The organism is Cytobacillus firmus (assembly GCF_023657595.1).
Lineage (GTDB): Bacteria > Bacillota > Bacilli > Bacillales > Cytobacillaceae > Cytobacillus > Cytobacillus firmus_B.
In genome coordinates this window covers 964,842-980,563 of the sequence record NZ_CP098323.1, presented here as the reverse complement: position 1 = coordinate 980,563, position 15,722 = coordinate 964,842, and the positions used below count along the sequence as shown (strand labels likewise).

Sequence of the window (15,722 nt, the reverse complement as noted above, 5' to 3'; positions counted from 1 at the left end):
AGGTTGAAGATGGGGACGCAGCATGAAATTAAAAGATTGGGATAAGAATCTAAAAGTAAGATTATTTGGGGAAGCGCTTATGAATATTACATTCTGGATGTTCTTCCCGTTTTTAACGATTTATTTCGCGGATGAATTCGGAAAAGACAAGGCTGGTTTATTGCTCATTTTTTCTCAGGTATTCTCCGTGCTTGCCAACTTAATGGGCGGTTATACAGCTGACCGCTTTGGCCGCAAAAAAATGATGGTTCTTTCTGCTTTCGGTCAGGGACTTTCATTTATGATTTTTGGATTTGCCAGTTCACCCTGGCTGGATTCTCCCGTGCTTGGTTTTATCTGCTTTGCTTTTGTGGGAATATTTGGCTCATTTTATTGGCCGGCAAGTCAGGCAATGGTTGCCGATGTGGTGAAGGAAAAAGACAGAAGCCAGGTATTTGCTATTTTTTACACTTCTATTAATATTGCGGTTGTGGCGGGTCCCATTTTAGGAGCCATTTTCTATGTCCATTACCGTTTTCAGCTTCTTATGGCCGCAGGCATTATCTGTATTCTGTTAGCTTTCATCCTTTTCCGATGGACAAGGGAAACTTTACCCCCGCAGATACATGGATCAAGTGAAAACAGTAAATGGCATCATGTTTTAATAAAGCAGACCAAAGATTATGGCATTATCTTCAGGGACAGGACCTTTCTCCTTTTTATCCTAGCAGGTGTTTTGGCTGCACAGACTTTTATGCAGCTTGATCTGTTAATACCTGTCTATACAAACGAAGTGATTCATAACCAGCAGCTTTTTAAATGGATGGACTGGTCCTTTACCGTTCATGGGGAACAGGCTTTTGGCATTCTGCTGTCCGAGAATGGCTTCCTTGTCGCCTTATTTACCGTGGCTGTCACCAAAATGATGATAAAGTACAAGGAAAGGAATGTCTTTATCTTATCATCTCTTACGTATGCGGCAGCCATCATCATGTTTGGACAAACTCAATGGATATGGGGATTAATTCTGGCAATGGCCGTTTTCACTATGGGAGAATTAATGACAGCTGGCCTCCAGCAGAGTTTTGTATCAAAGATTGCTCCCGATCATATGCGAGGTCAGTACTTTGCAGCTGCCTCCCTTCGATTTACAGTCGGAAAAACCATTGCACCTATCTCTATACCGCTTACAGTCTGGATCGGTTATGACTGGACATTCTTTATACTGGCGCTGCTGGCTGTTATAAGTGCGTTTTTATATTGGCTGATGTTTGCTTTGCCTGAGGGGAATAAAGCATTTCATGCAAAAAAGGAATCTGTTTAAGATTCCTTTTTAATTATGTCTCCGCCCGGAGATGGAGCCCGGAAGTTCTGCAACATGATTTTCAGTTCAATAGGTTTCTTTTTCCGGACAGAACAGCTACAATGAAAATGAAGATTCTGACAAAAGGAGAATACATAATGAGTCAATTTCAAACGAATTTAGAGAAATACGCAGAGCTTGCAGTGAAGGTCGGCGTAAATGTACAAAAGGGGCAGACGCTGGTTATTAACACAACACTTGATTCAGCTGAACTAGTTCGCACTATTGTGAAAAAGGCATATGAAGCAGGAGCTCATAACGTTGTTGTGAACTGGAGCGATGATGCGGTCACACGGACAAAGTACGATTTGGCACCGGATGAGTCTTTCTCGGAATACCCGGAATGGCGTGCGAAGGAAGTCGAAGATTTAGCTGAAAAGGGTGCGGCATTCATGTCAATCGTTTCCGCAAGCCCTGATTTGCTGAAAGGCGTGAAATCAGAGCGAATCGCAAGTTTCCAGAAAGCAGCCGGACAGGCGCTTGCAAAATACCGCAAATTCATCCAGTCTGATAAAGTGAGCTGGACAGTTATCGCAGCTCCATCTCAGGCATGGGCAAACATGGTATTTCCTGAAGCTCCGGAGGAATCCAGAGTGGAAATGCTTTGGGACGCTATTTTCAAAGCCACTCGCGCTGACTTGGATAACCCGGTTGAAGCTTGGAAAAAGCATGACGAAACACTTCATGAAAAAGTGGATTATTTAAACAGCAAGCGTTATCAGAAGCTTCATTATAAAGCTCCAGGCACAGACCTGACAATCGAGCTTCCAAAAGGCCATTTATGGGTCGGGGCAGGCAGTGTGAATGAACAGGGACACGAATTCATGGCAAACATGCCGACTGAAGAAGTGTTCACAGTACCATACAAGACAGGTGTGAACGGTACAGTTTCCAGCACAAAGCCGTTAAGCTATGGCGGAAACATCATCGATAACTTCAGCCTGACATTTGAAAACGGCCGGATTGTAGATGTGAAAGCTGAAGAAGGAGAAGAAATCCTCAAGCAGCTGGTTGAGACAGATGAAGGCTCCCACTATCTTGGTGAAGTGGCACTGGTTCCTTTCAACTCGCCAATTTCCAAGTCCAATCTGCTTTTCTATAATACTTTATTTGATGAAAACGCTTCAAACCACCTTGCCATCGGCAGTGCGTATGCATTCTGTATTGAAGGCGGCAAGAAAATGTCCAGTGAAGAACTGGGTGAAAACGGCTTGAACGAAAGCTTAACACATGTTGATTTCATGATCGGTTCCGCTGAAATGGATATCGACGGAATCACTGAAGACGGCAGCGCTGAACCTGTATTCAGAAAAGGTGATTGGGCATTTTAAAGCGGAGGCGCCTTGCCCACGAAGGAACGCAGACTAAGAACGCCACGTCCTGTGGCAACGTCTGCATGACCCACATCCTCCCAAAAGCTGTCGCTTTCGGTCGTGCGATGTTTTGCTGACGAAGCCTTCCCTGTCCTGTGGGCCTCAAGCACAAGACGGTCCTCCCGGAAAGGCGTTCTTTGCCTTTTGGGGAGGATTGCTCGAAATGTGAAGGCGACTGCCCAGGGACGACAGGCATAAGACGGTTCCTGTAAGAAGGCGTTTTTCCTTCTGAAAGGAAACGGCTTATGATCCCGAGTCCCTAGGAGCCGAAACAAGACAAGCTTGTGACCTCGAGGGGGTAGGCGCCGGAGCTAGACAGTTCTCGATGTTCAAAGTCTAATGTTTTCTTATTCTATAAAAAATCATGCGGTCATTGACCCGCATGATTTTTTGTTTTTCTTAATACGATTTCACTAACGTTTCCTTCTAAATCAGAAATCATATCGATGGAATATTTATCTGCCGGGTAGGTGGAGATGGTTTCACCTGACAGCTTCTCTTCCCTAACCTCCGCTGGAGTGCCAAACATGGCAGTAATCTCGTCCATTGACGTTCTCACCCGCTGTCCAGGAATGGAAATAGCTGTTACGTTCCCCGTTTCCCGTTCATAATAATAGGTAATTTCAGGGTACATCACAAAAGGGCTTCCACCTTCAAACCCCTCTTCAACAAAGTTTGGATCTGACTTTTTAATTTCAGATATGTTTGTGCCAATCGGAAATGGACTTCCGAGGGGGATTCCCTGTTTTGCTTTCTCAATGGCATCCCCACTGAGTGCCAGGTTTTTAAATGGATAGTAAAGGGCTTCCTTTTTCAGCCACAGATTCATCCAGTCGATATCAGAATGATCTTCTTCTGAAAGCTCGATTTGGTCGTGCAGGCTCATTGAATGGGCTTCCTCATTAAAAAGCCATGTTGAAATAACCCATCCGTCACTCTTTTTTTGGGCAGTTTGAAGATATTTTTGATTAATAGTTTTTATTTTCGCTTTGGAGGTAGTGGTCATGTCTTTTTCCGTACTTATTCTTTGCACTTCTCCGTCCTTAATCGCCAGCAGCTGGCCCTTGACTAAGTTTTCCCCCTTGGACTGAAAGATCGAGATGATGGTTTTATTCCTCATTTTCTGGGTGTAAACCTGTTCCTTTGAAGGATTAAAGGACATTTCAGAACTGTCATTTAGAGCTGCTTGTTTATACGCTTCTTTTGACCCCTTCAAAGCCAGGTATACTGAATAATGTCCTGTAAAATAGGAATCGCCTTTCTTTCCTTTCGCACTGTCCTCTTCCAGAATGGTTCTTCTTTCGTCTTCCGAAAAAAGGTAAACCGTATATTTCATGATCCCGTCTGCTGCGTCAATCTGGAATAGTGACTTGCGTTCAAGCCAAACCGTATCTTTTTTATCTTTACCAGCCTCTTGTACTGATATATTATCTTCTGCTTCCACTTTATCTTCTTTTTCCAGTTTTATTTCTTCTGTATTTAAAGATGCATTTATTTCACTTGAACAGCCTGCTATAACGGATGACAGCATGGCAATCATGATCATATTTATAAAATTTTTCATTATAGTCTCCCTAATGTTAAAAAACATTTCCATTTTAAGTCAAATGTTACAATTACGTTTCAACTAATTAAGTGTAACAAATAGGGATCGTTTCTACAAACCTATCAATATGCTCATTTTTTTACAAAAACCCATGTTTCCTCCCTTATCCTTAATATATGACTCTTCTCCTGCTTCAATCAAACGTTTGATTATAGTGACGAGGGCCTGATCTATAGGCACTTTGCCGGTTAATACGAAAGGCCCCGGAATACCTCTCCGGGGCCTTTTGGTTAAATTTCTGCTGCCGCAGGTGCTGTTTTTTCGGTAAATAGACTTACCGCTATATATGCGGCCAGTGATAAAGCAATAGGCAATACGACTGTATTCATGCCTAAAGCATTGGGATAAAAAGTATGGAATAAAATATAGGAAGCCGTTCCGGTTATCATGGAGGCCACTGCACCATATTTATTTCCCTTCGCCCAATAAAGGCCCAGCACAACAGGCCATATGAATGCTGCTTCCAGTCCTCCAAAAGAAAAGAGATTCAGCCAGATCAGCAAATCGGGCGGACTGAGCGCCATGATGCATACCAGAACCCCCAGCAGGGCTGTGACTGCAAAACTCATTTTCTTAACCGTGCTTTCTTCAGCATCAGGTTTAATGTAATTAATATACACATCTTTAACAATCGCCGAGCTGACCAGAAGGAGCAGGGAATCCACGGTTGACATAATGGCAGCCATCGGTGCAGCCAGCACAATTCCCGCAAGCCATGGTGGAAGGACTTCCATGGCAATCATCGGCATAACTTTATCCCCCACCTCAATTCCGGGAAGAATCGGCCGGGCAAACACGCCAATTAAATGCATGCCAAGCATGATAAAGCCGACCACGATTGTTCCGATGATAATGGCCCTATGCATGGCTCTGGCATTTTTATAAGACATGGCCCTTACTGCAACCTGAGGAAGACCTACAACCCCAACTCCAACCAGAATCCAGAATGAGGATACATATAAAGGGGTCAATCCGCCATCAAAGCCAAACGGTGTAATTAGATTCGGGTTTTCTGAAGACAGATCGCTGACAATATTCGGTATTCCTCCACCTGCCACAATAACAGCAACCAGAAGGATCATGGTTCCGATAAACATTATCCCGCCCTGGACGGCATCCGTTACGGCAACAGCCCGGAAACCGCCTATGACAACATAGACCATGACAGAAGCTGCGAAAATAAACAAAGCCGATAAATAGCTTAATCCTGTCAGTGATTCAATTAATCTTGCTCCGCCAACCCATTGGGCAGCCATGGCGGAAAACAGGAAAATAATGATGCTGAGAGAGGATAGCCAGACAACCCATTTGCTGTTATATCTTTCTTTCAGAAAATCGATGAGTGTTACAGCATTATACTTTCTTGCTGTAATTGCAAATTTTTTCCCCAGAACCATGAGGACGAAATAACCAGTAACAACCTGTGACATGGCAAGCAGTACCCAGCCAAGCCCCTGTGTGTATGCAACACCAGGACCCCCAATGAAACTGCTGGCACTTCCGTAGGTGGCAATCATGGTCATGGCCAGAATAAAACCGCCCAGCTGCCTTCCTCCAAGAAAATAATCCTGCAGAAACGAACTGCTCGTATCAATCTTCCTGCTGGACCATAAACCCACCAGAAAAATAATGATTAAAAAGAAGATAAGAGGAGCAATGACCTGCCAGTTCATTCGGATTCTCCCCCTTCCCCGTTTTCTTCGAACGGAACTTCCTTAAACAGGAATTTTACAGCTGCTGATACCAGTATCACCATGACAACAAATCCGGCTACACAGCTCCAGAAAAACCAGGCAGGCAGCCCCATGATGAATGTATACTCATCGGCAGGTTCGGACCCCAGCCCATAGGCAAACCCATACCACCAAATAAAATTAAAGAGTACGAGACCAATGCCAATCCACGCTTCTTTCTCTGCAATCTTAAAGCGAGGATCTTTTTTATGTATGCTTTTCTTCATTATGTCCCCTTTCAGAGCTTTATTATTGTACTGCTCTATTAAAATACAGAATATTCCCTAAATATAATCCCACTTATGTATATTTTCTGCAACAAAAAAAGCAGATTGCTCTGCCTTTTTTGATATTATTTTAAAATTGCAGTTTAAGCAAGGGTCTTAGCGATTGTCAATTGTCTCCGGATATAGATCATGGTTCATCAAGCGGTAATCTGCCATTTTTTCATATTTCGTCCCCGGCTTTCCGTAGTTGCAATAAGGATCGATGGAGATTCCTCCACGCGGAGTGAACTTGCCCCAAACCTCAATATAGCGGGGATCCATTAATTCGATAAGATCATTCATAATGATGTTCATGCAATCCTCATGGAAATCGCCATGATTTCTGAAGCTGAAAAGATATAGCTTTAACGACTTGCTCTCTACCATCTTTTGATCCGGAATATAGCTGATATAGATGGTCGCAAAATCCGGCTGGCCTGTTTTCGGACAAAGGCTCGTAAACTCAGGACAATTAAACTTAACAAAATAATCGCGGTTTGGATGCTTATTATCAAAAGCCTCCAGAATCTCAGGCGAATATTCAAAAAGATAGTTAGTACCCTGATTTCCCAATAATGTAATATCCGTTAATTCCTCATCTTTTCTTCCTGACATAAAAATAGCCTCCCTTTATATGATCCCGCTGATCCTAAAGAGAGGCCCGAAAAGTACAGCTTGAAAAATAAAACCATATCCTCTCATGGATATGGTTGATTATTATAATCAAAGCCATAGTTTTTTATAGAGGGTGAAGCTATGAACCTCTCCCGCTCACACGGGAATAATAGAAATATAATTGTCATAGTTACTATAGAGAAAAAGCCTGTTTCTGTCAATAGGTGCTTTCTCTATCTGGTTTTCAAACATTCTTCATAGTATAATAACGGTAATTTTTCAAAGAAAGGTGACTTGTTATGTGGAATGAGTTTAAAAAATTCGCCCTAAAGGGAAATGTCCTGGATTTGGCAGTTGGGGTTGTAATCGGAGCTGCCTTCGGAAAGATTGTATCTTCCCTTGTAGATGATATTATTATGCCGCTTGTCGGATTGCTGATGGGCGGAGTGGACTTTAGCGATCTGATGATAAAAGTCGGCAGCGCCGAGGTCAAATATGGTTTATTCATACAGAATGTGGTGGATTTCTTCATCGTGGCATTTTCCATTTTCGTCTTTATCAGGATTATTAACAATCGTTTCAAAAAGAAAGAAGAGGCAGCACCGGCACCAGCTGTGGATAAAAATGTGGAGCTTTTAACTGAAATAAGAGACCTTTTAAAAAATAAATAATTTATGAAACTTAAATAATAGCTCAGTCGTATATACATATACAAATGATTAAAGAGGAGAAATGAAGAAATGTATGTACAGCATACCGCAAATAACAGTTATTTGCCTTCTGTTTTACGGGCGTTTGCCTTATCATTGGGGATTGCTTTTATTGGAACGATGGCTGGTGTTTTCATCCCTCCAGCCCTGTTTTTGCCGCTGATGCTTCTTGAGCTCGGAATGCTGCTTTTCGCTTTCCTGCTCCGCCGCAAAAAAGCTATTGGGTATACATTCCTTTATGTATTTACATTTATTTCAGGGATGACGACCTACCCGATTGTTGCCCACTACCTGGCTGCTATTGGACCTAACCCTGTTTTAACAGCACTTGCGACGACAACGGTCGTGTTCACAGGCTTAGCCGTATATGCTTCAACAACGAAGCGGGACTTATCTTTCCTTGGCGGCATGCTGATGGCGGCATTGCTCGCTCTTATTGCGATTGGAATTTTCAGCCTCATCTGGCCATTAAGCTCTAATGCGATGCTCGCGTTCTCCTTCATCGGAGTGCTCGTGTTCAGCGGATATGTGCTATTCGACTTCAACCGCATGAAGCAGTATGGAGTGTCACCGGAAGAAGTGCCTTTGATGGCTCTTAACCTATACCTTGATTTTATCAACCTGTTCATTAATATCCTTCGCATTTTTGGGATATTGGGGAGCCGGGACTAAACAGGAGTGCGAACTCCTGTTTTTTTATGTGCAAGCCGCAATTCTTTATTCCTTCAAAAGAATTAGGTATGATCAGATGTAAATCCGAAAGGCGGGATATTCATGAAATATATTTTAGAAACCCAAAATCCTGATAAAAATATTACGCTTGAACAGGCTATCAGCAGCCAGTACACAATGGCTGTCTTTGTCCGCCATCTTGGCTGACCGGTCTGCCGGGAATATCTTGCGCAGTTGCGCGAGCGCATAAATGAAGTAGAAGCTAAAGGATTTCAAGTCATTGTCATTGCTCCTTCGAAAGGAACCTTTATCAGTCAATTCCTTGAGCAATTCGGTCCGTTCCCTTTTCCGATCCTCGGAGACCCTTCCAGGGAAGCTTATAGAGGAATGGGACATAAAACCATGCCAAAGTGGAAGCTTCTTTCAAAAGCAGCACTTGGGTTTATTACAGGAAAAGTCGGCGGCTTTATCCCTAAGGATGAAAAACAAAAGGAGTTTGTCATGAGATCCATGAAAACTCAGGATGTCTACATTCAGGGCGGGACATGGCTTTTCTCGCCTCAGGGCAAAATTTTATGGAATCATATTGATGAATCCCCTGAAAATCACGCAAAGATTGATGATGTTTTAAAGAAAATGGACGAAGTTAAAGCTTAAAAGGCAGTCAATTACTTGGCTGCTTTTCCTTTTGTGATCTCCCATATTTCACGCAAAACCGGCATCTCTTCCATTTCCTTCTCCGTTACAAGATCCCATTGAATCCCGTTTGGTTTTGGATATGGCGTGTTGGTTTTGATCAGTTCCTTTTCAGTGGCAATCCAGTCGACAGTCAGATCATATGGATCCCTCGGGATATCTGCGTCTGTCACCTGGGCGCTGTTAACTGTTCCAATCACGGGGATTTCAGGATTCCCCAATTCTCTAATTATCGCATACTCCCGGTCAGCATAGCCCTCCCCTTTTCCGACCCGCCGGCCATCCCGGTGAAGCCCCACAGATCCGGCAAAAAACAAATCAATTTTCGGCAATTCTGTAAGGGGAACTTCTTTTCCGTATGAGTGGATATGCTTAAGGCTCGCTGCTTTTCGCTCCTCCCCTGCAGGTACCCATTCCGGCTTTACCATAATAAAGCCTGCTTTAAGCCGTGGAGTGGGAACCAGCAATGTCTTTCCATCTTTCAAAATTTGGCTGCGGACCGGCAGCTGCGGAGAATCAGGATTTACCTTAATGACTTTAGCCTCTTTATACTCAGGCATAGTAAAAACAAATGCAGCCGCTTTTTCAGCTCCTTTGAAATTGGGAATTCTATTCGATAAAGGAAACGGAAAGCGGCCAAGCTTGTTCTCCTCAAGAAAATTCCATATGTACTCACGGATTTCTTTCTTCGTTTTCATCGTGTTTCACTTCCTTTCTTTCATTTTATCTATTAAAGAAAAAAACTCCAATTTTTTAGATAAACAGGTTTTAAGACAAGTTCACGGGGTAAACAAATAATGCAAGGCCAATAACAAAACGGAAGGGACTGGTTGACGATGAAAAGCGTAACAGCGACTTCAAGGTTCGTCATTGGCATTGCAAGAAACCAGGGAGGGTTTGCAGAGCGTTCGAAAGGCACTCTCGTCTATAACCGATATATTTAAAATCGGTTCGGCCCTATGCAAATCGTAATCTCCAGGTTGCCCGTCATTCGGACTTAAAAAAGGTGCAGACCAATCGGTTTGCATCTTTTTTAATGCCATAAAAACCCCCTTATCTCCTCTCTTCTTTTCACAAGCCAAAAAATAATCCCATCGAACTGTTTAGACAAGTATATTTTTCTCCATAATGGCAAATAAAAGGAGGTTTCCATATAAATGTCTGAACATGAACAAAAACAAGAATCAACCATGTCCCGGAGGAGATTCATCCGCAATTCCGGGTTAGTTGCCGGAGGTTTAGTAGGAGGCGGTATTCTTGGCGGCTTAATTGGTGCAAACATGAACAAAGACGGTACAGCAACGAAAGAGAATGCCCATACAAACAGGCATGATCAGGTTGCCTATCAGCAGTCGCCTTTATATTTCACAAACCCCGAGACATTCGGAATCCTGCAGGCTGCCGTTGAGAGAATTTATCCAAAGGATGAAAATGGCCCTGGTGCCAATGATTTGGATGTTCCATTTTTTATCGACCATCAGCTTGCGGGCTCATGGGGCAATAATACAAGGGAATATATGCAGGGTCCATTCTTTCCAGGGTCGAACTTTCAGGGCTACCAGTCCCCTTTAAAACGGCATGAAGTATTTGATGTCGGACTTGCTGCCCTGCAGACCTACAGCAATGAAAAGTTCAAGAAGCCATTTGCTGAACTGGAGGGCGAACAGCAGGATGAAATTCTTACAGCCTTTGAAGAGGATAAAGTGAAGCTCCGGGGTGTTACTTCAAGGACGTTCTTTAATATTCTCCGGGCCGCCACCATTGAAGGTGTATATGCAGATCCTGCCTATGCCGGAAACAAAAATATGGAAGGCTGGAAAATGAAAGACTTTCCTGGCCATCAAATGAGCTATATCAATCAAATTGAGTCTGAAAAATTTGTGAAAATTAAACCCAACAGCCTCCATTCATATACGAAATAGTACTATCTTTTAAGGAAGTGGTAAAAATGGCGAAAACATTGCCAAAAACTGATGCAGTCATTGTAGGAGTCGGATGGGCCGGCGGAATCATTGCGGCTGAACTTGGGAAACAGGGATTAAAAGTTGTCGGCCTGGAGCGTGGAAAAGAGCGCGGCGTCAAGGACTACTATGTGGTCCATGATGAACTGCGCTATGGAATCCGCTATGAATTAATGCAGGATCTTTCTAAAGAAACGATTACGTTCCGCAATCAAGGGAAGGAACGTGCCCTTCCGATGCGCCAGCTTGGGTCCTTTTTGCTGGGCGAAGGCTTAGGCGGGTCCGGTGTTCACTGGAATGGGCATACTTTCCGCTTTCTGCCTTATGATTTTGAAATCAAGTCACAGACAGTTAAAAAATATGGCGAAGCCAAGATCAAAGGTCTTCAAGTTCAGGATTGGGGCATTACATACGATGAATTGGAGCCTTATTTCTACGAATTTGAAAAGGCGGCAGGAATTGGCGGAGAAGAAGGTGAGCTTGGGCCAAAAAGAGCAGAGCCGTTCCCAAATCCTCCAATGAAGGAAACACCTATTACAGCAAGATTTAAAAAGGCCGCGAAATCATTGGGGATGAAACCTTACCAAATGCCATCCGGCAATATGAGCGAGGCTTATGAAAACCAATATGGCGCCAAGATGGCTCCATGCCAGTATTGTGCGTTTTGCGAACGCTTCGGCTGTGAATATGGAGCAAAAGCTGATCCGACTGTGGCCGTTATTCCGTTTGCCAAAGAAACGGGAAATGTGGATATCCGCAACTTTGCGAATGTAACGGAAATTATTCACGACGGCAAAAAAGCAACCGGTGTACGCTATGTGGATGTCCAGACAAAAGAAGAATTCATTCAGCCGGCCGAAATGGTTATTGTGACCAGCTATGTCATGAATAACACACGCCTGCTGCTGACATCCAAACTGGGGCGCCCATACAATCCTGATACAGGATCAGGGGTGATCGGGAAGAACTATTGCTATCAGATCCTTCCCGGGTCAGCGGGCTTTTTTGATGAAGAACAATTTAACACCTTCATGGGTGCCGGTGCCCTCGGTGCAACTGTGGATGATTACAATGGAGACAATTTTGACCACTCGGATCTTGGATTTATTCATGGCGGCTCCATATCTATCAACCAGTCAGGATACCGTCCAATTCAATATAATATGGTTCCGACTGATACACCGAAATGGGGCAGCAAGTTTAAGGAGAATTCCATCAAGTATTTCACACGGGCTTTAAGCATTGGCACCCAGGGAGCATCCATGCCTGTTCAGCACAATTATATGGATCTGGATCCTTCTTATAAAGATGCTTACGGGCTTCCGCTGCTTCGTATGACATACGATTTCACGGAACAGGATAAGAATCTTTATAACTATATTGGAAAAATCACAGACAACATCATGAAGGAAATGGGACCATCAAAAATTAACGACAGGCAGCAGCTGGAGCATTACGATATCGTCCCTTACCAGACGACACACAATACAGGCGGTGTCATCATGGGGGCTGAGCCTGAAACATCAGCCGTAAATAACTATCTCCAAATGTGGGATGCAGAGAATGTCTTTGTCGTTGGTGCTTCCGCTTTCCCTCACAATGGAGGATATAATCCGACAGGAACTGTTGGGGCACTCGCCTACCGTGCTGCTGAAGGAATCATCAAATACAGCAAAGAAGGCGGCTTGCTTGCATAAGAAAAGCGCAAGCGCCTTGCTCACCCCCGACAAGCACAAGACGAGCCTCACGGAAAGGCGTTCTTTGCCTTTTTGGGAGGATTGGCTTGTGACCTCGAGGGGGTAGGCGCTGGAGCTGGACAGTTCTCGAAGTTCAAGCTAATACTAACTTACCTTTTAATAAATTTTTCAAGAAGGAGTGAACTCCATGGGGCTTTCAAATATCGGGATACCCGGATTGATTATCATCCTGGTTATAACCTTAATTATCTTTGGGCCAAAAAAACTTCCGGAAATCGGATCTGCGTTTGGAAGGACCTTATCAGAATTCAAAAAATCAGCCAGAGAAATTATGAGTGATGACGATGAACCTGATTCAAAAGCACGTTCAATTGAAACGGCTGATCGGAAGGATAAACCGCTTTAACAGGAGGGTTTAGAATGAAAACGGACGAACAAACCCTTATAGAGCATTTAACAGACCTGCGAAAAGTGCTGATTCGATCTCTGATTTTCTTTATTGTCAGCTTTGCCCTATGTCTGTTTTTCATCAACCGGCTGATACCTATGCTGGCAAACGATCATGAGCTGGTTATGCTTGGACCGCTGGATGTCATTAAGCTGTACACAGGAATTGCAGGAAGCATCAGCCTTGGGCTTTCGCTTCCTTTCATTTCCTATCAGATCTGGCTATTTGTAAAACCTGCTTTAACGGAAAAAGAAAGCAGAGTATCTCTAATGTTTTTCCCTGCCATTCTTTTCAGCTTTATCGGCGGGCTTGGCTTCGGATTTTTTATTATATTCCCTGCCATTTATCAGTTTTTAATGCTATTAGGTGAATCACATTTTGCGATGATGATCACGGCCAGGGAGTATTTTTCGTTTCTTTTGATGTCGACCATTCCTTTTGGTTTCCTGTTTGAAGTGCCTTTGCTGTTATTGTTTTTGACAACAATCGGCATTGTCACCCCAGCCATGCTCAGCTCAATGCGAAAATATGCTTATTTGATCATGGCTGTTGTATCAGCTCTCATTACACCGCCTGATTTATTTTCACAGATTCTAGTCCTGGTGCCTCTTATCGGGCTATATGAACTTGGCGTTATTTTATCCAAAGTAAAATTCAGGAAACTGAAAGCTGTTCAGGAAACACCATCCAGTGAAATCTAAAAGAGTTTAATTCTCCTTCTGAAAGGATATTTAATAAGAAAACAATCCTTTGGGAGGTCTATAAAAATGAATGAACAAGAACATGTAATCAAACAAGATGGTGAACTGGATACAAAAAATATTAAGAGCGCAATGGACAAGATGTCCAATGAACGAGCTGAGGACATCTTAAGCAGCTTCGATGAATTTAAGAGCTATCTGGCGGAACGAATTGAGCTTGGCAAAAAGCTGGGGTTAAATGAGGAACAGCTTGCTGTAACCGCAGAAAAAGTGGCTGGCTACCTCGCTGAGAATGTGGAGCCAAAAAACCGTGAAGAACAGCTGCTGAAGGAATTATGGAAGGTCGGGGATGATGAAGAAAGGCATAAGCTCGCACATATGCTTGTACGCCTGACAGAGCAGGCATAATAATTTAGCCGGAATTGTTGTTCGTGACAATTCCGGCTTTTACTTTTTAAGATCTCTATACAGGTTTATAAAGTGACTCGGCTCTGACTTTACTTGAAAAGAGAACACACCCCGATTGGTATGAAGATACAGGAAACCAAATTCGCAGCTGGAATTTCTGTATGACATATCCCAAACTTCATCAAGGAGAAACTTTTCTGATGGCGACAGGATATGATCCTCAAATAAGTGAAGAAAAAGTTCCTGTTCAATGTATTGCTGCTGATTCCAGTCGATCTTCCTTCTGACTGTAAAAAAAGGATGGGAAGCAATGATCCGCACATGAACCTCCATGATTAAAAAGGATTTGCTTCTATTGAAACATATTGTGGAGTGCGATTCAAACAGCGGCTCCCTTACCCGGTGTATTCCTCACGCAGAATGGCATAGTAGGTCAAATCCACCGGCCTTTCATCTCTTATTGCATGCTGCCGCAAAATCCCTTCATGCTTCATCCCCGATTTCTCCATAATCCTCCATGATCCGGGATTGTCCGTAAAGGCAAGAGCATAAATCCGGTTATGGTTCAGTTCTTCAAATCCGTACTTAATAATTGCCCTGGCAGCCTCTGTACCATACCCTTTGCCCCAGTAAGGCTTGCCGATCCAATAGCCGATTTCCGCCCTTCTATTTGCATTAGTGCCTGTAATATTGATGAGTCCTATTAAGCCATTATCCTCTTTTCTCGTAATAGCGAAAATCGCAATCTTACCGTTTCTCTCTGCTTCCAGGATGCTTGTAATAAACTCCCTTGCTCCCCCTTCAGGATAAGGATGGGGAATATTTAATGTCGTTTTTGCCACATCATAATCACTTGCGTATTCTTCTACCCTGGCTGCATCATCAAGGGTAAGGCGGCGCAAAATAAGGCGGCTGGTTTCTAGGGTTTTCATTGGCGGGGCCTCCTTTTTAATCTTAAGAAGCAGGTGTGCCTGCTTTCGCTAACTTCTCCATAAAAATAAATATGGTTTCTTCTCTCTCCAGCTTTTCTGTCTTATATCCCGCGTAACCGAGCTTTTCATAGAAACTAATATTTTTCTCGCTTTTGCTGCCGGTAAATAATTCAAATCGTTCCACATTAAACTGACGTTCGATTTCATTCATTAGTGCTTTTCCAATACCTTTATTCTGAAAGTCTGGATGCACCATTAATTTGCCTATATAACATGTTTCATCCTTTTGGTATGCTCTAACGGAACCAACTAGTTCCCCGTCTTCTATGTATTTTAAAATTAGATAATCTTCAAAAGCTTTTTCAACATCGCTGACGGTTTGCTTTAATGGCTCTATATTAAAATCTCCATAAAGTTCTGCTTCACTTCTATATGCCAGCTTTTGAAGGGATAATATTTTCACTGCGTCGCCTATTTTTGCTTCGATAATCTTCCCCATAAATAGTCCCCCTATTTAATTTCCTCCTGCGAAAATTTTTTCAAAAAAGCGCACCACTTGGTG

Annotated in this window: 17 protein-coding genes, 1 pseudogene and 1 riboswitch; of the genes and pseudogenes, 10 read left to right on the top strand and 8 right to left on the bottom strand. The window is 43.1% G+C overall.

Annotated features, from left to right (window positions below; all coding sequences use genetic code 11):
- Window positions 1–22: 22 nt before the first annotated feature.
- Window positions 23–1,303 (top strand): MDR family MFS transporter, encoded by a 1,281-nt coding sequence (locus NAF01_RS05170; RefSeq protein ID WP_250801927.1) that lies wholly within the window; start codon window positions 23–25, stop codon window positions 1,301–1,303.
- 137 nt (window positions 1,304–1,440) lie between these two features.
- Complete coding sequence (locus NAF01_RS05165; RefSeq protein ID WP_095244380.1) at window positions 1,441–2,673, top strand: aminopeptidase; 1,233 nt, start codon at window positions 1,441–1,443, stop codon at window positions 2,671–2,673.
- A gap of 412 nt (window positions 2,674–3,085) precedes the next feature.
- On the opposite strand, the gene NAF01_RS05160 is transcribed toward NAF01_RS05165, so the two are convergent.
- The 4 genes from NAF01_RS05160 to queF form a co-directional block, all read right to left on the bottom strand.
- On the bottom strand, window positions 3,086–4,279 hold the full coding sequence (locus NAF01_RS05160; RefSeq protein ID WP_197247377.1) for a hypothetical protein: 1,194 nt from the start codon (window positions 4,277–4,279) through the stop codon (window positions 3,086–3,088).
- A 272-nt stretch (window positions 4,280–4,551) separates the two neighbouring features.
- Window positions 4,552–5,994: a sodium/pantothenate symporter gene (panF, locus tag NAF01_RS05155; protein WP_048010521.1), complete on the bottom strand. Its 1,443-nt coding sequence runs from the start codon at window positions 5,992–5,994 to the stop codon at window positions 4,552–4,554.
- Window positions 5,991–6,281 carry a YhdT family protein gene (locus NAF01_RS05150; protein WP_048010520.1) on the bottom strand — a complete coding sequence of 97 codons (291 nt, stop codon included), beginning with the start codon at window positions 6,279–6,281 and terminating at the stop codon, window positions 5,991–5,993. The genes panF and NAF01_RS05150 overlap by 4 nt, the downstream gene beginning before the upstream one ends.
- A 156-nt stretch (window positions 6,282–6,437) precedes the next feature.
- The gene (queF, locus tag NAF01_RS05145; RefSeq protein ID WP_095244376.1) at window positions 6,438–6,935 is read right to left on the bottom strand and encodes a preQ(1) synthase; all 498 of its coding nucleotides are present in this window, start codon (window positions 6,933–6,935) and stop codon (window positions 6,438–6,440) included.
- Window positions 6,936–7,045: 110 nt separating this feature from the next.
- Window positions 7,046–7,091, bottom strand: a riboswitch (PreQ1 riboswitch).
- Window positions 7,092–7,234: 143 nt separating this feature from the next.
- Between queF and mscL the strand changes: the two genes are divergently transcribed.
- From mscL to NAF01_RS05130, 3 genes and pseudogenes are all read left to right on the top strand, one after another.
- Window positions 7,235–7,606: a large conductance mechanosensitive channel protein MscL gene (gene mscL / locus NAF01_RS05140; RefSeq protein ID WP_197247372.1), complete on the top strand. Its 372-nt coding sequence runs from the start codon at window positions 7,235–7,237 to the stop codon at window positions 7,604–7,606.
- 69 nt (window positions 7,607–7,675) lie between these two features.
- The gene (locus tag NAF01_RS05135; protein WP_048010518.1) at window positions 7,676–8,317 is read left to right on the top strand and encodes a Bax inhibitor-1/YccA family protein; all 642 of its coding nucleotides are present in this window, start codon (window positions 7,676–7,678) and stop codon (window positions 8,315–8,317) included.
- Window positions 8,318–8,536: 219 nt separating this feature from the next.
- Window positions 8,537–8,974 (top strand): annotated as a pseudogene (locus NAF01_RS05130) (AhpC/TSA family protein); the annotation flags it as partial.
- A gap of 11 nt (window positions 8,975–8,985) precedes the next feature.
- Here NAF01_RS05130 and NAF01_RS05125 read toward each other — a convergent pair.
- A complete protein-coding gene (locus tag NAF01_RS05125) occupies window positions 8,986–9,711 on the bottom strand; it encodes a 5-formyltetrahydrofolate cyclo-ligase (protein ID WP_197214379.1) in 726 nt (241 codons plus the stop codon).
- Between the two features lie 459 nt (window positions 9,712–10,170).
- On the opposite strand from NAF01_RS05125, the gene NAF01_RS05120 reads away from it, so the two are divergent.
- From NAF01_RS05120 to NAF01_RS05100, 5 genes are all read left to right on the top strand, one after another.
- A complete protein-coding gene (locus tag NAF01_RS05120; protein ID WP_250801926.1) occupies window positions 10,171–10,935 on the top strand; it encodes a gluconate 2-dehydrogenase subunit 3 family protein in 765 nt (254 codons plus the stop codon).
- Between the two features lie 26 nt (window positions 10,936–10,961).
- A complete protein-coding gene (locus NAF01_RS05115; RefSeq protein ID WP_250801925.1) occupies window positions 10,962–12,671 on the top strand; it encodes a GMC family oxidoreductase in 1,710 nt (569 codons plus the stop codon).
- Between the two features lie 187 nt (window positions 12,672–12,858).
- Window positions 12,859–13,077 (top strand): twin-arginine translocase TatA/TatE family subunit, encoded by a 219-nt coding sequence (gene tatA / locus NAF01_RS05110; RefSeq protein ID WP_048010511.1) that lies wholly within the window; start codon window positions 12,859–12,861, stop codon window positions 13,075–13,077.
- A 14-nt stretch (window positions 13,078–13,091) separates the two neighbouring features.
- Window positions 13,092–13,820, top strand: a complete 729-nt coding sequence (tatC, locus tag NAF01_RS05105; RefSeq protein ID WP_250801924.1) for a twin-arginine translocase subunit TatC — start codon at window positions 13,092–13,094, stop codon at window positions 13,818–13,820.
- Between the two features lie 66 nt (window positions 13,821–13,886).
- Window positions 13,887–14,228 (top strand): DUF3243 domain-containing protein, encoded by a 342-nt coding sequence (locus tag NAF01_RS05100; protein WP_035326325.1) that lies wholly within the window; start codon window positions 13,887–13,889, stop codon window positions 14,226–14,228.
- 39 nt (window positions 14,229–14,267) lie between these two features.
- Here the strand turns inward: NAF01_RS05100 and NAF01_RS05095 are convergent, their stop codons facing one another.
- The 3 genes from NAF01_RS05095 to NAF01_RS05085 form a co-directional block, all read right to left on the bottom strand.
- Window positions 14,268–14,549, bottom strand: coding sequence for a hypothetical protein (locus tag NAF01_RS05095; protein ID WP_197204989.1), 282 nt, complete (start codon window positions 14,547–14,549; stop codon window positions 14,268–14,270).
- Between the two features lie 74 nt (window positions 14,550–14,623).
- Complete coding sequence (locus tag NAF01_RS05090) at window positions 14,624–15,160, bottom strand: GNAT family N-acetyltransferase (RefSeq protein WP_250801923.1); 537 nt, start codon at window positions 15,158–15,160, stop codon at window positions 14,624–14,626.
- A 22-nt stretch (window positions 15,161–15,182) separates the two neighbouring features.
- Window positions 15,183–15,659, bottom strand: coding sequence for a GNAT family N-acetyltransferase (locus NAF01_RS05085; RefSeq protein WP_250801922.1), 477 nt, complete (start codon window positions 15,657–15,659; stop codon window positions 15,183–15,185).
- Window positions 15,660–15,722: the final 63 nt, after the last annotated feature.